The organism is Arthrobacter sp. OAP107, assembly GCF_040546765.1.
Classification (GTDB): domain Bacteria; phylum Actinomycetota; class Actinomycetes; order Actinomycetales; family Micrococcaceae; genus Arthrobacter.
In genome coordinates this window covers 2,003,718-2,026,451 of the sequence record NZ_JBEPOK010000001.1, presented here as the reverse complement: position 1 = coordinate 2,026,451, position 22,734 = coordinate 2,003,718, and the positions used below count along the sequence as shown (strand labels likewise).

At 65.1% G+C, this 22,734-nt stretch carries 18 protein-coding genes; 6 read left to right on the top strand and 12 right to left on the bottom strand.

The window, feature by feature from the left end; translation table 11 throughout:
* Window positions 1-33: 33 nt before the first annotated feature.
* Window positions 34-627, top strand: a complete 594-nt coding sequence (locus ABIE00_RS09490) for a DoxX family protein (protein ID WP_354259449.1) — start codon at window positions 34-36, stop codon at window positions 625-627.
* 36 nt (window positions 628-663) lie between these two features.
* On the opposite strand, the gene ABIE00_RS09485 is transcribed toward ABIE00_RS09490, so the two are convergent.
* Both ABIE00_RS09485 and ABIE00_RS09480 read right to left on the bottom strand, forming a co-directional pair.
* Window positions 664-1,638, bottom strand: a complete 975-nt coding sequence (locus ABIE00_RS09485; protein WP_354259446.1) for a dienelactone hydrolase family protein — start codon at window positions 1,636-1,638, stop codon at window positions 664-666.
* 85 nt (window positions 1,639-1,723) lie between these two features.
* A complete protein-coding gene (locus tag ABIE00_RS09480; RefSeq protein ID WP_354259443.1) occupies window positions 1,724-2,230 on the bottom strand; it encodes a mycothiol transferase in 507 nt (168 codons plus the stop codon).
* A 459-nt stretch (window positions 2,231-2,689) separates the two neighbouring features.
* On the opposite strand from ABIE00_RS09480, the gene ABIE00_RS09475 reads away from it, so the two are divergent.
* Entirely contained in the window at window positions 2,690-3,202 is a 513-nt protein-coding gene (locus tag ABIE00_RS09475) for a DUF2087 domain-containing protein (protein ID WP_354259440.1), read from the top strand.
* 1 nt (window position 3,203) lies between these two features.
* Here the strand turns inward: ABIE00_RS09475 and ABIE00_RS09470 are convergent, their stop codons facing one another.
* Complete coding sequence (locus ABIE00_RS09470) at window positions 3,204-3,629, bottom strand: ChaB family protein (RefSeq protein ID WP_331572960.1); 426 nt, start codon at window positions 3,627-3,629, stop codon at window positions 3,204-3,206.
* A gap of 186 nt (window positions 3,630-3,815) precedes the next feature.
* Between ABIE00_RS09470 and ABIE00_RS09465 the strand changes: the two genes are divergently transcribed.
* Window positions 3,816-4,841: a GTP pyrophosphokinase gene (locus ABIE00_RS09465; protein WP_354259436.1), complete on the top strand. Its 1,026-nt coding sequence runs from the start codon at window positions 3,816-3,818 to the stop codon at window positions 4,839-4,841.
* 23 nt (window positions 4,842-4,864) lie between these two features.
* On the opposite strand, the gene ABIE00_RS09460 is transcribed toward ABIE00_RS09465, so the two are convergent.
* On the bottom strand, window positions 4,865-6,118 hold the full coding sequence (locus ABIE00_RS09460; RefSeq protein ID WP_354259433.1) for a hypothetical protein: 1,254 nt from the start codon (window positions 6,116-6,118) through the stop codon (window positions 4,865-4,867).
* Between the two features lie 583 nt (window positions 6,119-6,701).
* On the opposite strand from ABIE00_RS09460, the gene ABIE00_RS09455 reads away from it, so the two are divergent.
* Complete coding sequence (locus ABIE00_RS09455; protein ID WP_354259431.1) at window positions 6,702-10,595, top strand: Ig-like domain-containing protein; 3,894 nt, start codon at window positions 6,702-6,704, stop codon at window positions 10,593-10,595.
* A 75-nt stretch (window positions 10,596-10,670) separates the two neighbouring features.
* On the opposite strand, the gene nrdF is transcribed toward ABIE00_RS09455, so the two are convergent.
* From nrdF to ABIE00_RS09420, 7 genes are all read right to left on the bottom strand, one after another.
* On the bottom strand, window positions 10,671-11,645 hold the full coding sequence (nrdF, locus tag ABIE00_RS09450) for a class 1b ribonucleoside-diphosphate reductase subunit beta (protein WP_306923998.1): 975 nt from the start codon (window positions 11,643-11,645) through the stop codon (window positions 10,671-10,673).
* A 103-nt stretch (window positions 11,646-11,748) separates the two neighbouring features.
* A complete protein-coding gene (gene nrdE / locus ABIE00_RS09445) occupies window positions 11,749-13,905 on the bottom strand; it encodes a class 1b ribonucleoside-diphosphate reductase subunit alpha (RefSeq protein ID WP_354259428.1) in 2,157 nt (718 codons plus the stop codon).
* 26 nt (window positions 13,906-13,931) lie between these two features.
* Window positions 13,932-14,438: a class Ib ribonucleoside-diphosphate reductase assembly flavoprotein NrdI gene (gene nrdI / locus ABIE00_RS09440; RefSeq protein ID WP_354259425.1), complete on the bottom strand. Its 507-nt coding sequence runs from the start codon at window positions 14,436-14,438 to the stop codon at window positions 13,932-13,934.
* Window positions 14,439-14,493: 55 nt separating this feature from the next.
* On the bottom strand, window positions 14,494-14,739 hold the full coding sequence (gene nrdH, locus ABIE00_RS09435; RefSeq protein WP_076802586.1) for a glutaredoxin-like protein NrdH: 246 nt from the start codon (window positions 14,737-14,739) through the stop codon (window positions 14,494-14,496).
* A 465-nt stretch (window positions 14,740-15,204) separates the two neighbouring features.
* The gene (locus ABIE00_RS09430; RefSeq protein ID WP_354263311.1) at window positions 15,205-16,500 is read right to left on the bottom strand and encodes a class I SAM-dependent methyltransferase; all 1,296 of its coding nucleotides are present in this window, start codon (window positions 16,498-16,500) and stop codon (window positions 15,205-15,207) included.
* A gap of 59 nt (window positions 16,501-16,559) precedes the next feature.
* Window positions 16,560-17,285, bottom strand: a complete 726-nt coding sequence (locus tag ABIE00_RS09425) for a DUF1365 domain-containing protein (protein ID WP_354259422.1) — start codon at window positions 17,283-17,285, stop codon at window positions 16,560-16,562.
* On the bottom strand, window positions 17,282-18,676 hold the full coding sequence (locus ABIE00_RS09420; protein ID WP_354259419.1) for an NAD(P)/FAD-dependent oxidoreductase: 1,395 nt from the start codon (window positions 18,674-18,676) through the stop codon (window positions 17,282-17,284). Before ABIE00_RS09420 ends, ABIE00_RS09425 begins: the two co-directional genes overlap by 4 nt.
* Before the next feature lie 125 nt (window positions 18,677-18,801).
* Here ABIE00_RS09420 and ABIE00_RS09415 point away from each other — a divergent pair, with 125 nt between their 5' ends.
* Both ABIE00_RS09415 and ABIE00_RS09410 read left to right on the top strand, forming a co-directional pair.
* The gene (locus ABIE00_RS09415) at window positions 18,802-19,719 is read left to right on the top strand and encodes a LysR family transcriptional regulator (protein ID WP_354259416.1); all 918 of its coding nucleotides are present in this window, start codon (window positions 18,802-18,804) and stop codon (window positions 19,717-19,719) included.
* A 45-nt stretch (window positions 19,720-19,764) separates the two neighbouring features.
* The gene (locus ABIE00_RS09410) at window positions 19,765-20,274 is read left to right on the top strand and encodes a DUF2004 domain-containing protein (protein ID WP_331572979.1); all 510 of its coding nucleotides are present in this window, start codon (window positions 19,765-19,767) and stop codon (window positions 20,272-20,274) included.
* Window positions 20,275-20,366: 92 nt separating this feature from the next.
* Here the strand turns inward: ABIE00_RS09410 and metE are convergent, their stop codons facing one another.
* Window positions 20,367-22,709, bottom strand: coding sequence for a 5-methyltetrahydropteroyltriglutamate--homocysteine S-methyltransferase (gene metE / locus ABIE00_RS09405; protein ID WP_354259413.1), 2,343 nt, complete (start codon window positions 22,707-22,709; stop codon window positions 20,367-20,369).
* Window positions 22,710-22,734 lie beyond the last annotated feature (25 nt).

The following is a 22,734-nucleotide window of genomic DNA, read 5'->3' as shown; positions in this document are numbered from 1 at the left end:
CCGCACGGCTGAACCGATTACAGGAGAATGTCCATGAGCCGCACCAGCACCAGCCCAGTCGCCCCGGTCGCCGCCACGGCTGCACAGACCATTTTCCGTGTAGGCCTCGGCGGCGTCCTCATTGCCCACGGCACCCAGAAGCTCTTCGGCTGGTTCGGCGGCGGCGGGATCGAGGGCACCAGCAAGGGCATGCACGCCATGGGCTTCCGGCCCGCGAAGCCAAGCGCGGTCCTCGCGGGCCTGGGCGAAGCCGGCGCCGGCCTTGCCCTGGCACTGGGCCTCGGCACCCCGGCTGCGGGTGCAGCGGCTGCCACCACCATGGGTGTTGCGGCCAGCGTGCACGCCCCCAACGGCTTCTTCGCCACGGAAGGCGGCCTTGAATACCCGGCGGTCCTGGGGCTCGCGGCGGTATCCTTCACGATAGGCGGGCCAGGCAGCTTCTCGCTCGACTCCGTCACCGGCCACGTCCTGGACCGCCCCTGGATGCGGGCCTTTGCCCTGGCCGTCATACCAACGGCCATCGCGGCTCAGGTGTACCGCCGCCAGAAGGCTCTCGCCCACGACGCGTCCGGCCGCCAGTCCGGCCCGGACACCGCGGGCGCCGGAGCCCCGGACGGCGCCGGCTAAGCAACGTCCTCCAGGCAACGGCAGGCGAGGCAACGGCTAGACGTACTTCTTGAACCAGGCCAGCGTGTCGTTCCAGGCGGCCGTTGCCTGCTGCTCGTTGTAGCGGTCGCCGGTGTCGTTATGGAAGGCGTGGTCGACGCCGGGATACACCTTGAGCTGGTTGCGCACTCTGGTTGCCGCCAGGGCATCCCGGAGTTGCGGCATGGGGCCGGTGATCCTGTCATCGAGTTCGGCGTAGACACCGAATACGGCAGGCTTTATGGAGGGCACCTTGTCCAAGTCAGGGGCTGGCCCGTAGAAGGCCGACGTTGCCTTGAGGCCCGTGATCTCCACCGCCGACTGCCAGGTGATGCCGCCGCCGAAGCAGTATCCGGTCATGGCGATCCGGCCCTGTTCCACGTAGTCCTGCTTCTGGAGGTAGTCGAATCCCGCGGCAAAGTCCGCGACGTGCCGCTGGGCGCCCGCCTGCGTGAGGGCACCGGGGACGGCATCGCGGTCCAGGCTCGCCGTGCCGCCTTCCCTGCTCAGCAGGTCGATCGCCAGGGCCGCGTATCCTTCCTTGGCGAAGCGCCGGGCCACGTCCTGGATGTGGGGTGTCAGCCCGCGGTTCTCGTGGCAGACCAGGACGGCGGGCCCGGGCGTCCCGCCTTCGGGTCTGGCGAGGTAACCACTGATCTCAGTGCCGCCGGACGCAAACGTTACTGTCGACGTCGTAATTCCGGCTGCCCACTCGGGCACAGACAGCGGGCTCTTCGCCCCCGGCACGGCGCCGCCTGAGGCGGTGCCCGCAGCGGAGCCTGGCGTCGGGTTGGGACTGGGCATGGGATCGGTGCTGCGCGGGACTTCCTGGGGCGTGCACCCGACCAGGAGCATCGCAGCGGACGCGGCAGCCATGCTCCCGGTGATGAAGGCGACCCGGCGGGTGAAGGCGTGCTGGCTCATGGCCCCGGCACGGTAGTCGTCGAAGAATTCCTCGATCAGGTACTTCTCAAACTTGCCAAGCTGGGTCATGACGGCCTCCTGGAGTTTTTTGCCGCTCATCCTCCTCCGGTCCCCAACACCAAGCAAGGGGACCTGTGCGCCCGGGACGGCAGGCCTAGGCGCCGTCTTTGAGGCCCTTGGCATAGGCGGCCTGCCCCGCATGCTGAAGGCAGTCGGCAATCGTGCTGACCAAGCGGACGCCGAAGGTGACTGGCGGGTCCCAGCGGGTATCCACGACCCGGTCAAGGCCGTCGTCGACGAGTGCGCCCAGAACGTCCGCCGTCTGCCGGTGGACCGCCTCGTAATATTCCGCGAGCAGCTCCCGCGGTGCCCGCACGGCGTCCACCTTGTCCGACGAATGGCCGTAGCCGGTGTCCCGTTCGGGCAGCGGCAGGTCAAACCGGCCTGCGAATCCCTGCGAAGTCCAGACCTGTTGAAGCCCGGCAGCCGAAGCCACCTGTGCGTCCTCCACCCGGCTGAGGTGCCAGATCAGCCACGCGATGGAGTTGCCGTTGCCGGCTGGCCGGCGGGCCAGGGTTTCTTCGTCGAGCCCTTCGAGCGTGGCTTCCACGATTTCCCGGATGCGGCCAAAGGCGTCCAGCAACACTTCGTTGGATTTCATTGGATCCCCTTTACATCTGGCAGGCTGGCATTCGGTACTGCCTCGTTCGGCGTCATGAGAGTCCTCTGCTTCTGCGGCGGGTCCCCCTAAGTATGCACTGCCCTGCCGGGCCGGCGGCGGAGGGACCCGCGACTGAGCGGGCCACCTGGACCATTGGTATGACTTCGAAGCCATGCGCCCAACACGGCCAGCGCAATAGCCCAGGTTGTTCTCTGCCGTTTCGGGCCCGCTCATTCACAGTTGTCCCCGGGACCATTTCACATCACGACGCCGTCAGGGCGCCATAGCTTCGACGGGCCACTTCCGGCGGCGGAAGACGGATGCGGGCGAGCGCCTTCCGGCGTGAAGCGCCCGGGACTACGATTTTGCCTGTTGTACCGCCCGCGCCAGCCGGCACCGGCCCGGCCCGGCAGGCCAGAGCATATCCCGCCAGGCCAGAGCATATGAGGGGGAATCGCAGTGACCAGGGAGACCAGGCAGAGCGGGCCCCACTGGCGGCGGGTGATGGCGGCCCTCGCCAACCGGGACGCCCGGACTGCCTACGCACAGATAGTACTGGGGGCAGCGCCTCCCGGTCTGACCGGCCAAAGGCGTGACCGTGCCATCACCGCCCTGCTCGACGCAGGCCTGGTCGAACGGACCGCCGGCAACGAACTGGAAGCATCCGAGTCGATCTTCCGCGATCTCCTCACACAACAGCCCAAACGCCAGCCGCAGACTGGAGTAGCGAGGTTCATGCGGCTTGGCCGGATCGACAGGTATCCGGCAAACCAGGCGGAGCGGCGGGAACTTCTGGCCTGGATTGCCGAAGAGACCTTCGAGCCGGGCGAGGAGCTCACCGAGCGAAAGGTCAATGAACGGCTTCTCAGCTATACCGACGATGTGGTGCTGCTGCGACGCTACATGATCGATTTCGGCGTGCTGGAGCGGACGCCGTCGGGATCCTCCTACTTCCGCCCCAAAGACGAATAGCTCAGCCGCCCCGCGCCTTCCGGGTGGCGGCATCGTTGGCTTTCTGCAGTGCCTCGACAAGTTCGTCCTTGTCCATCTTCGAACGACCCTCGATGTTCAGCTCCCGGGCGCGCTTGTAGAGGTGCTCCTTGGAGGCGTTCGCGTCCACGCCTCCCGCGGTGGGCGCCGAGGAATCCAGTCCCTCCGCGGCATGCTGGTCTGAGGGTCCGCGCTGCTCCTTCGGCTCCCAGTGGTCGCCCACCTTCTCGTAGCTGTGTTTCAAGGATGCGAAGGCGGTCCGGGCCGCCCGGCTCTCGTCATTGTCATAGGACTCAAGCGCTGAATCGTAGGTCTTCGCGAAAGTGTCCTGGGCTTTCTGGTCCGAACGCTGCAGGGTCGAGGGAAGCTCATCCTTGCGGGCGTGATCGTTCTTGCCGGTCTTGGGCATGCCACCCACGCTCCTTCATCAAGCGACGAATCATGCGGATGGAACCAGCTTGGCACTGATGCTTCGCAATTGCATGGGCACGTCGGGACGAAGCTGTGCAGAATTTCGCGTGTGCCGGATAGTGGGCTCGATGCCGGTTGGTTAGGCTGTCGCGTATGTGAGTTTGCGGGATATGGGGGCGCGAGCATGACTGGACAGGAACACACTTCCCAATTTGCCGATGCTGTCGACAACCAGGTTGCGAGGTTGTCGGAACAGCATGGTCATCTTTCCGATTCCCTGACGGCAATTCAGGCGGCCATCGAGGCCCGATTACGGGACGACGGGCTCAATTACCACCTGGTCAAAGGGCGCGTGAAGAGTTCCGAGTCCGTCAAGGGAAAGCTAAGCAAACTCGGCCCCGAAGGCACTCCGAAATATCCCAATGGGTTGGATGACCTGGACGATATTTTGGGCGTCCGCGTGATCACCTACATTGAGCCTGACGTTGCCAACGTTGTGTCTGCGCTGACTGGCCAGTTCCGGGTTTTGGAGACCACAGACAAGAAGGCACAGCAGGTTGACAAAGGCGTGCTCGGGTACGCAGCCCACCATCTGATTCTCGAAGTAAGTGAGGACAACACACCCGTCGGATGTGCCGGATGCACAGGTCAGCGTTTTGAGGTACAGGTGAAGACCGTCCTGCAGCACGCCTGGGCGGAATTTGAGCACGACATCCGGTACAAGGCTGTGGGTGCCATACCTCCCGCAATCGACCGGGCTTTTACCCTGGCTTCAGGCCTCATCGAGTTGGCGGACAACGAATTCGTAAAAATACATGAGGCCGTTGCCCGCGAAGACGTAAGCCTGCCGGACGACGCAAAAAGCCGCGCCGAGCCCATAACCTCGGATGCACTGGCGGAGGTTCTCTTGGCGGAACTGCCCGACCACCCGCGAAGTAAGAAAGAACAATATGACTGGCTCGTTGATCTGCTCAATGCCGTGAGCATTACGACCGTTGAGGAGGCCGTGGACCTGATCGGCAGTGCGGACTGGAATTTCGTGCGGGAAAGGATGGCCTACAAGTTTCCTGCCGGACACGTGCGGATTGTGGACGACCTTCTTCTCAAGGAATTTGGGGACCGGTACATCGAGGAAACGAAAGCCCTCGGTGACGATCCCGCCCGCGCATCAAAGCTTCGCTTCCGCCTCAAAAAGCTTGGGTCGTCCTAGCAGCCAGGCATCAATTGCAGGTGCTAGGCATCCTCGGAATCGAGGTCGAAGTCGGGCAGGTCCAGCAGGCCCAGGTCCTCCAGGACCGTGGCGTCCTCATAGGTGGTTGCAATGCACCGGACCAGGGCAGGCGGTACCCGGAAATGGGTGTCGATCGACAGGATCCCCTGCTCCGCAAGGGCCTCGAGTTGGTGCATGGCCGCGGCCTTCAGGCTTTCGACTGTGGCCCTCTCCTCTGCCGACGCGCCCTTCCGCGGGTCCAGGATGGTGCCGGTCCGCGGAGGATCCTCCGAGGCCGCCGCCAGCAGCATCGAGGCCACCGTTGCGGCAACGAGGACTTCCCAGGGCTGTTCAGCGTCATAGCCAAGCACTGAGGCCGAGAGGAACTGTTCGACGAAGAACGCAAGTTCTTCCAGCCGGTCCGGGGTACTGCCGGCCTGGAAAACGGCGGTGGCCTCGGTCGGCTCCGCCTTCGTTGGCCCGATCTTGATCAGGTCGGTGCGGGCCAGCGCCTCCCACACCTGCGCCAGCAGCTGCACCTCATACATGCTGCGGACTGTCGGCACGGGCTTTTCGGAACCGCCGTCCCCGGCCTCCGGGCCGCCGGCCTGTTTGGGGCCGCCCCTGACTTCCAGCCCGAAGCACGCCGCCGCGTTTTCGATATCCTTCGTCCGCAGCGCACCGGTTGCGGTCACCGGCTTTGCGTCGCCCATCCACTGAAGCAGCGCAGTGGTCCGCCGGATCAACGGGAGCTTTGAAAAGACTTTCAGGGCGTCCTCGTCGGAGATGACTGGCACGTCGACGAGGGCCCACTCATTTGTCTCCCCCATAAGGGCGTTGAGAAGTTCAGCGACGTCGGCGAGCTGTTCGGCTGAACCTGACCACCGGTCAGTGTCAGCTAGAAAGTCGACAAATCCGTGCACAGCGGCGACGACAAACTCACCACGGTCGTCGTCTTCGTCTCCCGCCGGCGAGGCGAGATCAGCTGCCAGAGCCTCGGCCAGGATCACAGGATCAAGGCCTGTCAGGTCAGCAGCGGCCACACGGTCCATGTACCGGCCCATGACGCTTTCTATGGCTGCCAGGCAGTCCAGGGCGGCGGCAGCAGCGCCGGGAGCGCCGTCGTCGAACCACCGGACAAATGCCGGCGCAAGCGAGTCGACGGCCCGCCCGGCCCGGAAAGAGCTCAGGGAAGCGGGCGAAGAGCCGCGTGCGGCTGGACTCCCCTTACGGGCGGGACCCTTGCGCTTATTCCGGTTCCGGCCGTTCTTGCTCATGCTGCCCCTGTCTTGCTCATGCTGCCCCCGACTGATTTCGCGTTGGTTCTGTTGGTTCTTACGACGACGGTACTTAGCATTAGCGCGGCGTGCCACACGGCGCGCTGCACCCGCGGGCGTGCTTCCGACCACTAGGCTTCCCGCGCCGGGCTCCGGTTCCGGCCCTGGTAGAGGCCGCGGTAGCTGGAGGCAGCCGCACGAATGTCCACGGGTCTTCTGCCGCCTGGCTTCTGAGATCGCAGGGCCGTCTACACGGCCGTGACGTCAGGGCGCCAAATAATCCAGGCAATGATGATCGCAACGACAACCGCGACCATGAGAAAAGCCGTGACGAGGATTGCCTTGGGCTTCATGGCTTAAAGCCTAGCCCGTGACCCCGCCCCCCTCATTTTGGGGTGGGCCTCCGACTTTTTCCTAGGCCCCGGCACAGACAGTGGGATCGTCCTGAAGGTAAAGGTTTGGGAGGCCCCGTTCAGGACACACCGGGCCCGATGCAATCTCCAACTGCAGCGGACACGGCGCCTAGTCCAACCACGGTCTGAAGCAGGTCTCAAACATGCTCCGTCAACGAGGAACTGGGGCGTTGACTCGCGCCTCGGCCGCAAAGCTGTCCACCCGGCGCTCCTGGCGCCTGCAACGCCGAAGCGCATGGAGTGCCGTTCTGTCGGCAGTCCTTGCAGCGGCCGGACTGTCCGTGAGCGGAGTCGCCGCCGCGGACGTCGGCACGATTGGCCGCGATACGCTGCGGACCGGGTGGAATAACACCGAAAGCATCCTCTCGCCGTCGTCTGTCTCGTCCTCGAACTTCGGCAAGCTGTTCTCGACGGCGGTGAACGGACAGGTCTATGCCCAGCCCCTCGTGGTGGGCGGCACCGTAATTGCCGCGACGGAAAACAACGCCGTTTACGGGCTGGACAGCGCCACAGGAGAGACGAAGTGGCAGCGTTCCCTCGGGCCGGCCTGGCCGGCGTCGACCGTGAGCTGCGGTGACCTCACGCCCAACATCGGAATCACTTCCACGCCGGTCTTCGACCCGGCTACAAACAGCGTCTTCCTGCTGGCCAAGACGAACGACGGAGCGACCCCGCAACTCCCGCACTGGTACATGCACTCCCTCGACCAGGCGACGGGGACGGAACGGCCAGGGTTCCCAGTCCTCATCAGCGGTGCCCCCACCAATGATCCGACCCGCCCCTTCAACGCCATGACCGCCATGCAGCGGCCCGGACTGCTGCTCATGGACGGGGTGGTGTACGCGGGCTTCGCCAGCCACTGCGACTACACTCCCTTCGTCGGCTACGTCATCGGCGTGTCCACCAGCGGACATCAAACGACGATGTGGGCCACCGAGTCAGGCAATGCCAACGCCGAAGGCGGGATCTGGCAGTCCGGCGGAGGACTGGTATCCGACGGTCCCGGCCAGATCCTGTTCGCAACGGGGAACGGCATCTCCCCGCAGGCCGGCCCAGGCAAGACCCCTCCCGGCACCTTGGCTGAATCGGTGGTCAGGGTCCAGGTGGGAGCTGACGGCAACCTGAGCCCCACCGACTTCTTCAGCCCCGCCAACAACCTCAAGCTGGACCAGAACGACACCGATCTGGGCTCCGGGGCCCCGGTTGCCATTCCTGATGGATATGGCACGGCAGAGCACCCGCACCTGCTGGTCCAGGTCGGCAAGGACGGCCACGTCTACCTGCTGGACCGGGACAACCTGGGCGGCATGGGGCAGGGGCCGGCCGGAACCGATGCGGTCCTCGACTCCGCCGGACCGTACAACGGCGTCTGGGGACGGCCTGCGTTCCTCGGGACGAGTGATGGCGGGTATCTCTACACCGTCGAAAACAGAGGCTATCTGCGCGCGTTCAAGCTGGTGCCGACCAGCACGGGCGGGATCAGGCTCGCCTCCGTCGGAACCTCCACGGGGACTTTCGGGTACACGTCCGGCGCGCCAGCGGTGACCTCATCAGGCACGGACGGATCCACCGCCCTTGTCTGGGCGGTCTACTCCACCGGAGGGCCCGGGACCAACGCGGAACTGCGCGCCTACCGCGCCCTCCCGGACAGCACCGGATCCCTCCAACAGGTGTTCAGCGCCCCGATCGGCACAGCCGCCAAGTTCTCCTCCGTGGCCGCTGACAACGGCCGGGTCTACGTCGGCACCCGCGACGGCCATGTGCAAGGCTTCGGCGCCCCAACAACTGCGGCCGTGGGCGCCACGGACACCGACCTGGGCACGGCCGAAGTGGGCGCCACCCAAACCGGCAGCGTCACGATCACCGCCACCAGGGACGTGACGGTAAGCTCCGTCACAACCGGAGCACCCTTTGGGATCGGAACTCCGGCCGGCCTGCCCGCGACTTTGCCCGATGGCGGCAGCCTTACCGTCCCGGTGACCTTCTCCCCCGCAGCTCCCGGACAGGCTGACGGGATGCTGACCGTCACGACGAATGACGGCGAGACCGTCCTCCTCGGCATCCACGCCGTCGGCACAAAGGTTGGCCTGGGCGCCACACCGGCCGCGCTCCAGTTCACCGACGTGCCGACCCTGGCAAGCAACCGGCAGACAGTCAACATCGTCAACACCGGGACAACCGCCGTCGAAATCACCGGCGTCACCCTGCCAGCCAACGCGGCGCTTAGCGCCGACGCCGCCATGCTGCCCGTGGTGGGCCAGCAGATCCAGCCCCTCGCCTCGGTACCCGTGTCTGTGACTTTCAGCCCGACGACGGCGGACCCGGTCACCGACTCGCTGGTGGTCACCAGCGACCGCGGCTCCGTGACCGTGCCGCTGACCGCGACCGCGGTGTCCGGAGCGGCACACCTGGAAATGCCGGCCTCGCTGGACTTCGGGGACGTCCCCGTTGGAACATCGGCCACCGCTGACTTCACCATCTCCAACACCGGCAATATCCCGATGACGGTCACCAAGGCGAAGGCGCCGCAGGGCGCCTTCTCCACAGCCACCCCCATCTCCGAGGGCATCACCATCCCCCCTGATGAGTCCGCCTTCCAGAGCGTGACCTTCACGCCGGCGGCCCTGGGACAGGCCGGCACACAGGACACCTTCTACCTGATCACCACGGACGACAGCCAAGGCGAGCTGAAGGTGATGCTCACCGGCATCGGCACCGACGACCCGATCGCCGTCAAGGCACAACAGATCGGCGCCGGCCGCCCGTCGTCCTCACTCGGGCGGGCGCTCAGCGGAGAGTACGCCGTTGCGGACGGAAAGTGCCAGGACTTCGTTACCGGGGTGATCTGCTGGTCGCCGGCCACAGGGGCGCATGAGGTCCATGCCGCGATTTATACGAGCTACAAGGCTGCCGGCGGCGCCGCGGGCAGCCTTGGGTTCCCGACCACCGACGTAAAGGCCACGCCGGATGGGGTGGGGCGCTACAGCCACTTCACCGGTTCGGGCGGGGCTTCGATCTACTGGTCGCCGAAGACCGGCGCGCACGAGCTGCACGGTGACATCCGCGCCAAGTGGGCGTCGCTGGGCTGGGAGAAGGGCCTGCTCGGGTACCCAATCGCGGACCAGGCGGCCACTGCGGACGGGGCGGGGCAGTACAGCGACTTCTCGGGTTCGGGCGGAGCGTCGATCTACTGGTCGCCCACTACCGGCGCCCATGAGATCCACGGCGCGATCCGCACGAAATGGGCGTCCCTGGGCTCCGAGAAAGGCGTGCTCGGCTACCCAACCACCGATGAGAACATCACGCCGGACCGGATCGGCCGGTACACCCACTTCTCGGGTTCGGGCGGGGCATCGATCTTCTGGTCACCCTCGACCGGTGCCCATGAGGTGCACGGCGAGATCCGGGCCAAGTGGGCATCCCTGGGCTGGGAGAAGGGCCTGCTCGGCTACCCAACCACCGACCAGACGGCAGCTGTAGACGGGGCGGGGCAGTACAGCCACTTCTCCGGTTCCGGCGGAGCGTCGATCTTCTGGTCGCCCACGACAGGCGCCCATGAGATCCACGGCGCGATCCGCACCAAATGGGTGTCCCTGGGCTCGGAGAAGGGCCCGCTCGGTTACCCAACCACCGACCAGAAGATCACGCCGGACCGGGTCGGCCGGTACACCCACTTCTCCGGTTCCGGCGGGGCCTCGATCTACTGGTCACCCAAGACAGGTGCCCATGAGGTGCGCGGGGCGATCCGGGCCAAGTGGGCGTCCCTGGGCTGGGAGAAGGGCAAACTTGGCTATCCGCTGACCGACGAGATGGGCACCCTCGACAAAGTCGGCCGGTACAACCACTTCTCCGGTTCGGGCGGGGCCTCGATCTACTGGTCGCCGAAGACAGGCGGGCATGAGGTGCACGGTGCCATCCGGGCCAGGTGGGCATCACTGGGCTGGGAGAAGGGCCGGCTCGGCTATCCCGTCAGCGACGAGTATGCGGTGCCCGGTGGCCGGCAATCGGATTTCCGCAGCGGCCGGCTGGTCTGGACGGCGCGGACTGGAGTAGTCAGCGGATAAAAATTGCGGCCCCCGCTGCCCTGTTGTTCGGGAAGCGGGGGCCGCAGCGGCTCATGCCACAGTAGAGAAGAAGAACTAGAAGTCCCAGTCCTCATCCTCGGTGTTGACGGCCTTGCCGATGACGTAGGACGAACCCGAGCCCGAGAAGAAGTCGTGGTTCTCGTCGGCGTTCGGCGACAGGGCCGAGAGGATGGCCGGGTTCACGTCGGTGACGGAGGCCGGGAACATGGCCTCGTAGCCCAGGTTCATCAGCGCCTTGTTGGCGTTGTAGTGCAGGAACTTCTTGACGTCCTCTGCCAGGCCGACGCCGTCGTAGAGGTCGTGCGTGTACTGGACTTCGTTCTCGTACAGCTCGAAGAGCAGCTCGAAGGTGTAATCCTTGATTTCCTGCCGGCGGGCCTCGGAGACGGTCTCCAGCCCGCGCTGGAACTTGTAGCCGATGTAGTAGCCGTGCACGGCCTCGTCGCGGATGATCAGGCGGATCAGGTCGGCCGTGTTCGTCAGCTTGGCACGCGAGGACCAGTACATCGGCAGGTAGAAGCCGGAGTAGAAAAGGAAGCTCTCCAGCAGCGTGGAAGCCACCTTGCGCTTCAGGGGATCGTCGCCCTGGTAGTAGTCCATGACGATCTGGGCCTTCTTCTGAAGGTTCTCGTTCTCGGTGGACCAGCGGAAGGCGTCGTCGATCTCCTTGGTGGAGCACAGGGTGGAGAAGATCGAGGAGTAGCTCTTGGCGTGCACGGCCTCCATGAAGGCGATGTTGGTGTACACGGCCTCTTCGTGCGGGGTGATCGCATCCGGGATCAGCGAAACGGCGCCGACGGTTCCCTGGATGGTGTCCAGCAGGGTCAGGCCGGTAAACACGCGCATGGTCAGCTGCTGTTCAGCCGGGGTCAGTGTGTTCCACGACTGGACATCGTTGGACAGCGGCACCTTCTCGGGCAGCCAGAAGTTGTTGACGAGGCGGTTCCAGACCTCGACGTCCTTGTCGTCCTGGATGCGGTTCCAGTTGATGGCCTCGACGTGGCTCAGCAGCTTGACCTTCTCGGTCATGTCATCCCCTAAAAAGTTGGGTGGGTTCTTACTTAAAGCGTACGACGGCGGGCGGGCACCCGCCGTCGTGCGTGGCCTTGGTCTCGTCAGGCTCGACCGGCGGTCAGAGCATGCAGGAAACGCAACCCTCCACTTCCGTTCCTTCCAGCGCGAGCTGGCGCAGACGGATGTAGTAGATGGTCTTGATGCCCTTGCGCCAGGCGTAGATCTGGGCCTTGTTGATGTCGCGGGTGGTGGCGGTGTCCTTGAAGAACAGCGTCAGCGACAGACCCTGGTCCACGTGCTGGGTAGCAGCGGCGTAGGTGTCGATGATCTTCTCATAGCCGATCTCGTACGCGTCCTGGTAGTACTCCAGGTTGTCGTTCGTCAGGTACGGCGCCGGGTAGTAGACGCGGCCGATCTTGCCTTCCTTGCGGATCTCAATCTTGGACGCCACCGGGTGGATCGAGGAGGTGGAGTTGTTGATGTACGAGATCGAGCCGGTCGGCGGCACCGCCTGCAGGTTCTGGTTGTAGATGCCGTGCTCCATGACGGAGGCCTTCAGCTCGCGCCAGTCCTCCTGGGTGGGAATGTGCACGTCCTTGAAGAGCTCCCTGACCTTCTCGGTCTGCGGGACCCATTCCTGCTCGATGTACTTGTCGAAGAACTCGCCTGAGGCGTACTTGGACTTCTCGAAGCCGCCGAACGTCTGGCCGGTCTCGATGGAGAGCAGGTTCGACGCGCGGACCGCGTGGAACACCACGGAGTAGAAGTAGATGTTGGTGAAGTCCAGGCCCTCTTCTGAGCCGTAGTGGACCCGCTCGCGCGCCAGGTAGCCGTGCAGGTTCATCTGGCCCAGGCCGATGGCGTGCGACTGGTCGTTGCCGCGGGCGATGGACGGCACCGAGGTGATGTTGGACATGTCCGAGACAGCCGAGAGCGAGCGGATGGCCGTCTCGATGGTCAGGCCGAAGTCCGGCGAGTCCATGGTCTTCGCGATGTTCAGCGAGCCCAGGTTGCAGGAGATGTCCTTGCCGGTCTCGTCGTAGGACAGGTCATCGTGGTACGTCGTGGGCTGGGAAACCTGGAGGATCTCCGAGCACAGGTTGGACATGATGATCTTGCCGTCAATCGGGTTTTCCCGGTTAACGGTGTCCTCGAACATGATGTAGGGGTAGCCGGATTCGAACTGGATCTCGGCGAGGGTCTGGAAGAACTCGCGCGCCTTGATCTTGGTTTTCTTGATCCGGGAATCGTCCACCATCTCGTAGTACTTCTCAGTGACCGAGACGTCGGAGAACGGCATCCTGTAGACGCGCTCGACGTCGTACGGCGAGAACAGGTACATGTCCTCGTCCTTCTTGGCCAGCTCGAAGGTGATGTCCGGGATGACGACGCCGAGTGAAAGGGTCTTGATGCGGATCTTCTCGTCCGCGTTCTCCCGCTTGGTGTCCAGGAACCGGTAGATGTCGGGGTGGTGGGCGTGCAGGTACACGGCACCGGCGCCCTGTCGGGCACCCAGCTGGTTGGCGTAGGAGAAGCTGTCTTCGAGGAGCTTCATCACGGGGATAACGCCGGAGGACTGGTTCTCGATCTGCTTGATCGGAGCGCCGACCTCGCGGATGTTGGTCAGGGCGAACGCCACACCGCCGCCGCGCTTGGACAGCTGCAGGGCGGAGTTGATCGAGCGGCCGATCGACTCCATGTTGTCCTCGATGCGGAGCAGGAAGCAGGAGACCAGCTCGCCGCGCTGCTTTTTGCCGGCATTCAGGAACGTCGGGGTGGCAGGCTGGAACCGGCCCTCGATGATCTCGTCGACCATCTGGGTGGCCAGCTGCTCGTTGCCGCGGGCCAGGTGCAGGGCCACCATGCACACGCGGTCCTCGTAGCGCTCGAGGAAGCGCTTGCCGTCGAACGTCTTCAGCGTGTAGGACGTGTAGAACTTGAAGGCGCCCAGGAAGGTCTCGAAGCGGAACTTCTTCTTGTAGGCGCGGTTGAACAGGTCACGGATGAAGTTCATCGTGTACTGGTCGAGGGTTTCACGCTCGTAGTACTGGTTTTTTACCAGGTAGTCGAGCTTCTCCTCGAGGTCATGGAAGAAGACCGTGTTGTTGTTCACGTGCTGCAGGAAGTACTGATGGGCCGCCTCGCGGTCAGCCTCGAACTGGATCTCACCGTTTGGACCGTAGAGGTTCAGCATCGCGTTCAGCTCGTGGTAGCCCAGGCCCTTGTAGGCAGCGGGGAGCGCCGGCTTCTCCTGCTTTTCAACAGCCGTGTCCATGGACGCGTCCTTTCCTTCGGGCCTGGTTACTTCTGTGTCTGCGACAGTCGTGTCCAAAACTCTTCCAATCCTTTTTGTACACGGGAGACGTCTTCCGGCGTACCCATGAGTTCGAACCTGTATAGGTGGGGGACTTTGCACTTGGCGGCGATGATGTCGCCCGCCATGCAGTAGTTGTCCCCGAAATTCGTGTTTCCGGCGCCGATGACGCCCCGGAGCAGGCGCCGGTTTTCCGGGTTGTTCAGGAACCTGATGACCTGTTTCGGCACTGAACCCTCGCCGCCTGTCCCGCCGTAGGTGGGGACCACGAGCACGAACGGCTCACAGGCTACGAGGGGTTCATCCTTGGCATGCAGGGGGATCCTGGCGGCGTCCGCACCAAGCTTCTCGATGAAGCGCCTGGTGTTTTCGGAGGCCGAGGAGAAGTAGATGAGGCGGCTGCGGGTCTGGTTCACGGGCGGTGTCTGACTGACGGGCGTCGTGTCCGCAGCGCGGGCTGCGGCCGGCGCATCGGCAAGTGCCGGCGCGGCCATGCGAGTCACCTCATCTACTTGGGAATTCTTTGCCGGAAACGGCGGTGGTGCAGCCCTAGGCCACGGAAGCGGACGCGCTCAGCGCCAGCTCTTCGATCTTGTCCGGACGGAAACCGGACCAGTGGTCCTGGTCCGTGACGACGACCGGCGCCTGCATGTAACCGAGCGACTTCAGGCGCTCAAGGGCGTCCGCGTCCTGGGAGATGTCCACGCTCTGGTAGGCAATGCCCTTCTTGTCCAGCGCACGGTAGGTGGCGTTGCACTGTACGCAGGCCGGCTTGGTGTAAACCGTAACGGTCATGGTTCCTGTCCCCTTTGTTGAAGTCACTGCTGCTGCTCTTCTGAGACCTTGCTGGTGTCTCTGTCTTTAAATCTCTGTCGTGAAATCTCTGGCATCGTAGCGGTGGACTCTGCCCGGACCTTACCGTCCAGTACTGGCTGCGCCGGTCTCCCGCTCAATCTGTATGTCGATACTACATGTAGTGCGCGGCCCCGAATGGGACCCCAAGATGATGTATTACAAGTATGTCATTTAATGCACCTTTAATCCACAGGCCGGCGCCCTCAAAATGTCCGGATTTCCGCGTTTTTGGCGGACGGAATCCACACCCTGTGGAGTAGTTAGACACATTTAAACGCCAGCGTGTCGCGCCGCAGACGGCGTGTCGCGGCACCCCTGAAGGCGCTGTTTGGGTGGCCCGGAACACAACAGTGGGGGTCCCGAAGCATGCTTCGGGACCCCCACTGTGATTAAGAAAACGCCGGGTTACAGCTGCGCCTCCCGGCGGTCCAGGACGATCTGCTGAACATCCAGGTATCCGGACTGGAAACCGGCCCGCGAGTAGCACAGGTAGAACAGCCACATCCGCTGGAAGACCGCGTCGAACCCCAGCCCGCGCACTTCCGCGGCACGCAGCAGGAACCGCTCCTCCCACAGACGCAGCGTGGCGGCGTAGTGGTCACCCAGGCCACGGCGCTCCCTCACCCGGAGCGTGGTGTGCTGCTCCGTGACACTCTCGATCGCCCGCACGGACGGCAGGAAACCGCCCGGGAAGATGTACTTGTGCACCCAGGTGTAGGCGTTGCGGGTGGCGAGCATCCGCCCGTGCGGCATGGTGATGGCCTGGATGGCCACCTTGCCGCCGGGCGCCAGCACCCGGTCGACGGTCTGGAAGTAGACGGGCCAGTATTCGTACCCCACCGCTTCGATCATCTCCACGGACACGACGGCGTCGTACTCGCCTTCGACGGCCCGGTAGTCCTGCAGTCCCACTGTGACCTGTCCGGAGAAGCCCGCTTCCTCGATCCGCCGCTCGGCGAGCGCCTGCTGCTCGCTGGAGAGCGTAACCGTGTACACGGTGGCACCGCGTGCTGCCGCCCGCAGGGCCAGTTCGCCCCAGCCGGTGCCGATCTCCAGCAGGCGGGTGCCCTCCCTCACGCCGGCCTTGTCCAGCAGCCTGTCGATCTTCGCCAGCTGCGCCGCGGCCAGGTCATCCCAGCCCACCTCAGCCAGCCGGCCCGCCGACGCGGGGAACAGCGCCGAGGAGTAACTCATGGTGGCGTCGAGGAAGTTGCCGAACAGCTCGTTGGAGAGGTCATAATGCCGGGAGATGTTGCCGCGGGTGTTCTGCTCGGTGTTTCGCTCCTTCCGCGGCGCCCGCGGCAGGTACAGGCTCCGGAGTTTCTGCAGCGGCACGGGGATGAGTGTGTCCACCGAGGAGGCAAAGACCTCGAGGACACCGGCGAGGTCTGATGCTTCCCAGTCCCCCGCCATGAAGGACTCCCCCAGCCCGATCAGCCCGTTGTCGCCGATCCGGACCGCGAAGTCCTCCGGACGCACCATGGTCATCACCGGTGCGCCGCCGTCGCCGGTTCCCAGCACCGTCCCGTCAGGGTATTCAATCCGGAGCGGCAGGCGGCGTACCGCCGCCTGGAACAGTGAGGAGGCGGCCCTGCCGGCAACCAGCGCTTTGATCCCGGCAGGCGGACGGGCGACGCCGGGCCACACCTCGGCATCGATGGCCGCCGGCGCCGGCGGCACCCGGAAGGCCACGCCTGGCATGGTTCGCCGGTGTGAAGGGTCCCTGAAAGCGGGATCTGTGTATGACGGATCTGTGACAGTCACGAGACTGCCTCCTGTGCTCGGTGGTTAGGACGGTTGTTGATGGGCAATCCGCGGGCCCAGAGTTTGATCCCCTGCCAGCGGATCTGCAGGACAACGCGGAGCGGCGCGAGCGGTACTGTTGCCGCCGCAGCCAGGATGCTGCGGGCTGTGGCAGGCTGCCGGTCGCCGGTCATGGTGGCGGTGAAGGGCTTCCGCCCGGCGCGCTCCAGCACCACCGCCACGGCAAGTTTGTCCGCCGGTTCGGGCAGGCTCATCCGGTAGCTGCCGTCCACGTCGTTGAATGGGGACACGAAAAATTCCTTGCCGGTCCGGGCGCGGCCGGCCCCGTCCGGGTGCAGGAGGTAGCAGTGCCGTTCGCCGTACGTGTTGTGGACCTCGGCGATGACAGCGCGCAGCCTGCCATCGGCGTCATGGCACCAGAAGAGGCTGATCGGGTTGAAGACGTGGCCCAGCACCCTGGCACTGGCCAGCATGGTGACCGTGCCGCCGTCGTGCCCTTCGCCGTTCAGGGCGAGGAAACGGTCTACGTTCTCGCGGATGCTCGACGTTGAATCGCCCAGATGGTCCTTCGCATGGAAACCGGCGAGGGGCCGCAGCCACCAGGGCAGGTTGGGCAGGTCATCGAGGTCCACGTACCAGCTGTAGCTGCGATAGGTGAAGGTGTTCTTCAACGGATCCTGCCGCACATGGCGGATGCTGGTCCGGTAGATGGCCGCTGTCATGGCACCAGCTCCGCGGCCTGGCCGGTAACCGATGCTGCGGCCTCCGTTCCGGGAAAGTCCGGCTCCGCAGCGAAGGGATCCTCCCATCCGCGGCCCAGCTTGGCGGCGGCCCGGACACCGGAAGCGGCGCCGTCCTCGTGGAAACCCCAGCCGTGGTACGCACCGGCGAAGGCCAGCCGGTGGTCGCCCAGCTCCCCCAGGCGCCCCTGGGCGGCCACGGATTCGGGCGTGTACTGCGGGTGCTCGTAGACGAGGTCCTGCAGCACTGAGTCCGGTTCGATCAGGTCCGATTCGCCGAGGCTCACGATGTAGCTGCCGCCGTCGTCGGGGGTGAGTCGCTGCAGCCGGGTGAGGTCGTAGCTGACCAGCACAAGACCGAAGCTGGCGGCACAGGTCGGCAGCCGATAGTTCCAGGATGCACGGGCGGCACGGCTGTACGGCAGCACCGCCGGATCACGGTGGAACTTGATGTGGTTGACGGAATACGGGATGTTCCCCAGGACCTGGACCTCCGCGGGGGTAGGTTCAGCCAGCATGGCGAGTGCTTCGCGGGGGTGGGCGGCGATGACCGCCGCGTCGAAGTGTTCTGTTCCTGCCGCCGTCGTTATTTCCACTCCGGTGGGGATCCGGCGCACGGCGAGGACAGGACTGGAGAGGCGGACATCCTGGAGACCGTCGACCACACGCTCAACGTAGCGCCGGGACCCTCCCTTCACCGTCTTCCACTGCGGTGAGCCTTTGATGCCGAGCATGCCGTGGTGTTCGAGGAAGGTGAACAGATACCGGGCGGGATAGGCCAGGGCCGTGGTGGGGTCGCAGGACCAGACAGCGCTGACCACCGGCGCCATGAAGTGCGAGGTGAAGTAGTCACTGAACTGTTGGCGTTCAAGGAACTCGCCCAGCGTTTCCTCCGGTCCGCCGTGCTCCGCTGCGCCGTCGGCTGGGCTGGCCAGCAGCGCCCGCGCCTTCCGCCAGAACCTCAGGATCTCGGCAAGCATCAGCAGGAACCGCGGCCGGGCGAGGTTGGCGGGCCTGGCAAGGACACCGGCAGCGCCTTTCGCCCCCGCATATTCCAGGCCGCAGCCGTCGCAGCGGATGCTCATGGTCATGTCCGAATCCTGCGTCTCCACGCCCAGCTCGCCGAACAGCCGGACCAGGTTGGGGTAGGTGCGGTTGTTGTGCACAATGAAGCCGGTGTCCACGGCCAGGCTCACCGATTCCTGCGGCACGTCGTGAGTGTGGGCGTGCCCGCCCGGCCGGGCCTCCGCCTCAAAGAGGGTGACATGGTCCCGGCGGCTGAGGATGTACGCGGCCGTGAGGCCCGCCACCCCGCTGCCGACGACGGCGACGTGCCGTCTTTCGTCTCCAGTGCGTGCTGCGCTCGGTGACAATCTTTGCTCCTCTGCTGGACAGTTGCCGTGATTTGGGTAGTCACCGGCTATTCGGAGCAGCCGCGCGTGCCGGATGGGTGCGGAGTCCTTTTTTCCTCCCAAAGCACCCGGAGTAAGGTTGGCTGGTGGTCAACCCAGTGCATTTACGGACGCTCCTTGAAGTGACGCGGCTGGGTTCGTTCGCGGCTGCGGCGGCCCGGCTTGGCTACACCGCCTCAGCGGTGTCCCAGCAGATGTCAGCCCTGGAGCGGGACACCGGCGTCCGCCTGTTCCAGCGCTCCGCCCGGAGCGTGGTTCCCACCGATGCGGCCATGGTGATGGCGCGCCACGCGGCCAAAGTCCTTACGGACATCGAGGCGCTGATGGCGGCGGCCTCAAGGACGCAGGACACCACCAGCCAGGAGCTCCGGCTGGGCATTTTCCCGAGCCTCGCCACCTACGTCCTGCCCCGGATTCTGCGCAGTCCCGCCTGGAAGGACCTGGGCATCGACCTGAAGGTTTCAGTGGCCGAACCGGCGCAGACGATCCAGGGGCTGCGCACCGGAGGCGACACCGATGTGGCCCTCGTGTACCAGGTGGGACAGTCCGGGCTGGCGTGGCCGCACACCATCAACCGGCAGTGGATCGGCGACGACAATTTCCGCGTGGTCCTGCCGTCCGGCTGGGGGTTCCGCACCGACGCGAAGGTGGCGGCGGATCACCTGTCTGAGATGCCCTGGATCATGCACCATCCGGGCACGAGCGATGCAACCGTCATCGAGCGGTTGTTCGCGGGCTGCAACCTGCACCCCCGCGTGGTGGCCTACAGCGACGACTTCCATGCCAGCCTGGAAATGGCCGCCGCAGGGCTGGGGGCGGCACTGGTGCCGGAGCTTGCGCTGCTGCACCGGCCGACCGGCGTCGTGGTGCTGGACGTTCCGGAAATCCGGCTGGCCCGCAACGTCTTTGCGCTGCTCATCAATGACAAGAAGACTGCCCGGGTGCAGCTGTTCGTGGACCTGCTGGCCGAAACGATGGGCAACCTGGGGCAGTCAGTTAAATGATCCCCGAAGCTGGAATGCTCTGCTGTTCGGGTCTATGTTGAAGATATGACCACCAAGGTAGCGAGCCAGCACTTCGGAGTAATCGAGCTGAACCACGGCAGGGACCATAACATTGCCGCGGAGCACGAGCTGGCCGGCCAACGCCTTGAACTGGACCTGAACATCAACGCCCACGACCACTTCGACGAAGCGGCCATGCACAAGGTGGACTACCGCCTCCGGTACCTTCCCGAGCTCGTGGACGAAGTCCGGGAAATGATCGCCGAGGAGCTCGAGCAGGAGGGCACCAGCCCGCAGGAATACCTCCGCTTCCACTGCAACGCCATCAAGGACGAGCACCTGCAGAAAATCTTCGGCGTGAAGGAGAAGAGCCAGCTCACCAATGCGGTGTTCCTGAAGGCCCTCAAACTTGGGCATGTGGGAATCTACCCCGGCCAGCCGGAGCGCTACTTCGTTCTGGACTTCACCCTGGGCGAGCACTTCACGGACGAAGTCCTGGTGGCGTCCGCGGACGAGGACGGCGTGGTCGACGACGAGATCGTCTGGGAATCCTGAGGTTTCGAGAGGGTCAACCAGCCAAGCGCTAAACGACGACGGCGCCCGTCACCTTTTGGTGACGGGCGCCGCTTCGCGAGTGGTGCTCTTTACTACTTGGCTTCCTGCAGCAGTTCGGCGCGGACCGTCTTGGTGGCCGCTACCAGGTTACGCAGCGACGCTTCGGTCTCGGCGTAGCCGCGGGTCTTCAGGCCGCAGTCCGGGTTGACCCAGAGCTGGCGGGACGGAACGTGCTTCACGGCGGTGCTCAGCAGTTCGGTGACTTCCTGCTCGCCCGGAACGCGCGGCGAGTGGATGTCGTAAACGCCGGGTCCGACGCCGCGGCCGAAGCCGTGGGACTCGAGGTCGTGGACGACCTCCATGCGGGAGCGGGCGGCCTCGATCGAGGTCACGTCGGCGTCCAGGCCGTCGATCGCGTCGATGATCACGCCGAACTCGGAGTAGCACAGGTGGGTGTGGATCTGCGTTGCGTCGGCTGCACCGGCGGTGGCCAGGCGGAAGGAGTTGACGGACCAGTCCAGGTATGCGGGCTGGTCGGCCTTGCGCAGCGGGAGCAGTTCGCGCAGGGCGGGCTCGTCAACCTGGATGATCTTGATGCCGGCGGCTTCGAGGTCGGCGATCTCGTCGCGCAGCGCCAGGCCCACCTGGTTGGCGGTCTCGCCCAGCGGCTGGTCGTCGCGGACGAAGGACCAGGCCAGGATGGTGACCGGACCGGTCAGCATGCCCTTCATCGGCTTGTTCGTGAGGGACTGGGCGTACTCGGCCCACTTCACGGTGATGGGGGCGCTGCGGGTGACGTCGCCCCAGAGGATGGACGGACGGGTGCAGCGGGAGCCGTAGGACTGGACCCAGCCGTGGACGGTGACGTCGAAGCCTTCCAGGTTCTCGGCGAAGTACTGGACCATGTCGTTGCGCTCGGGCTCGCCGTGCACCAGGACGTCGTAGCCGAGCTCTTCCTGGAGCTCCACGACGCGCTTGATCTCGTCCTTCATGAGCTGCTCGTACTGCTCGTTGGTCAGGTCGCCCTTGTTGTTGCGGGCGCGGGCCGAGCGGATTTCGGAGGTCTGCGGGAAGGAGCCGATGGTGGTGGTGGGCAGCGGCGGCAGCTGCAGTGCCGCTTCCTGGGCGGCTTCGCGGACCGAGTATTCGGAGCGGTTGAAGTCGCCCGGCGTCAGGGCCTCGGTGCGGGCGCGGACGTCGGCGCGGCGTACACCCTCGGCTGCGGCACGGGATGCGATGACGCGGGTGGCCTCATCGATGGCCGGCTGGACTGCGGCAGCGTCGGTCAGCAGGCCGGCGAGGGTAACAACCTCAACGGCCTTCTGGTCGGCGAAAGCCAGCCAGCTGCGCAGCTGCTCGGACAGCTGGACCTCTTCCTCGACGTCGTGCGGGACGTGCTGGGTGGAGGTGGAGGTGCTGATGGCCAGCTTGGCGACGCTCTTCTGCAGCTCGGCGATCTTGTTGGCCGAGGCCTGCAGGTCGTTGCGCCAGATGTTGTGGCCGTCAACGACGCCGGCAACGAGGGTCTTGGCGCCCAGCGCAGCCAGGGCCGCCGCGGAGGGAACCTCGCCCTTGAAAACGTCGATGTGCAGGGCGTCGATGTTGGTGGCGGCGAGGGTGCCGAGCTGGCCGTTCAGGGCGCCGTAGGGCGTGGAGACGAACAGCTGCGGGCGGCCTGCGGCAGCGGTGAGGACTTCGTAGGCGCGGGCAACGGCGGCCTGGATTTCCTGCTCGGGGGTGTCCTGGTCCACAACCAGGGCAGGCTCGTCCAGCTGGATCCAGCTGGCGCCGGCAGCCGCCAGCTTCTCAAGCAGTGCGGTGTAGACCGGGAGGACGTCCTCGAGGCGGGACAGCGGGCTGAAGCCGGCGGGGGCGTCGTCGGAAGCCTTGCTCAGCAGGAGGAAGGTGACCGGGCCCACGAGGTACGGGCGGGTCTCAACGCCGTTGGCGAGGGCGTATTCGAACTCTTCAACGATGCGGTTGGAGGTGAGCGCGAAGTTGGTCTCCGGGCCGATTTCCGGCACCAGGTAGTGGTAGTTGGTGTCGAACCACTTGGTCATTTCCAGCGGCTGCTGTTCCTTGTTGCCGCGGGCCAGGGTGAAGTAGCCGTCGATGTCCAGCTGTCCCTCAGCGTTGAGGAGGTTGCCGAAGCGGGCCGGAACGGCGCCGACATGGGCGGCGGCGTCGAGCACCTGGTCGTAGAAGGAGAACGTGCCCGGAACCGCAGCGGCTTCGGTGAGGCCGAGGCCCTGGAGTCGCTTGGCGGTGCCCAGCTGGATTTCCTTGGCGGCGGCGTCGAGGGCAGCGGCGTCGATCTTGCCGGCCCAGTATGCCTCCACGGCCTTCTTCAGTTCGCGGCGGCGGCCGATGCGGGGGTAGCCCAGGATCGAGGCGGACGGGAAGGGCGTGCTCTGCACGGGAGTCTGTTCAGTCATGTGAAATTCCTTAAATCGTTGCGAA

Bases quoted from the DNA above. Each gene is read 5' to 3' on its own strand.
- ABIE00_RS09430 (WP_354263311.1), bottom strand. From the start codon at position 16,500: ATGCCAGGCGTGGCCTTCCGGGTGCCGCCGGCGCCGGCGGCCATCGAT.
- nrdH (WP_076802586.1), bottom strand. From the start codon at position 14,739: ATGACCGTTACGGTTTACACCAAGCCGGCCTGCGTACAGTGCAACGCC.
- metE (WP_354259413.1), bottom strand. From the start codon at position 22,709: ATGACTGAACAGACTCCCGTGCAGAGCACGCCCTTCCCGTCCGCCTCG.
- ABIE00_RS09425 (WP_354259422.1), bottom strand. From the start codon at position 17,285: ATGACAGCGGCCATCTACCGGACCAGCATCCGCCATGTGCGGCAGGAT.
- ABIE00_RS09490 (WP_354259449.1), top strand. From the start codon at position 34: ATGAGCCGCACCAGCACCAGCCCAGTCGCCCCGGTCGCCGCCACGGCT.
- nrdI (WP_354259425.1), bottom strand. From the start codon at position 14,438: ATGGCCGCGCCGGCACTTGCCGATGCGCCGGCCGCAGCCCGCGCTGCG.
- ABIE00_RS09480 (WP_354259443.1), bottom strand. From the start codon at position 2,230: ATGAAATCCAACGAAGTGTTGCTGGACGCCTTTGGCCGCATCCGGGAA.
- ABIE00_RS09465 (WP_354259436.1), top strand. From the start codon at position 3,816: ATGACTGGACAGGAACACACTTCCCAATTTGCCGATGCTGTCGACAAC.
- ABIE00_RS09470 (WP_331572960.1), bottom strand. From the start codon at position 3,629: ATGCCCAAGACCGGCAAGAACGATCACGCCCGCAAGGATGAGCTTCCC.
- nrdF (WP_306923998.1), bottom strand. From the start codon at position 11,645: ATGACCGAGAAGGTCAAGCTGCTGAGCCACGTCGAGGCCATCAACTGG.
- ABIE00_RS09410 (WP_331572979.1), top strand. From the start codon at position 19,765: ATGACCACCAAGGTAGCGAGCCAGCACTTCGGAGTAATCGAGCTGAAC.
- nrdE (WP_354259428.1), bottom strand. From the start codon at position 13,905: ATGGACACGGCTGTTGAAAAGCAGGAGAAGCCGGCGCTCCCCGCTGCC.
- ABIE00_RS09460 (WP_354259433.1), bottom strand. From the start codon at position 6,118: ATGAGCAAGAACGGCCGGAACCGGAATAAGCGCAAGGGTCCCGCCCGT.
- ABIE00_RS09485 (WP_354259446.1), bottom strand. From the start codon at position 1,638: ATGACCCAGCTTGGCAAGTTTGAGAAGTACCTGATCGAGGAATTCTTC.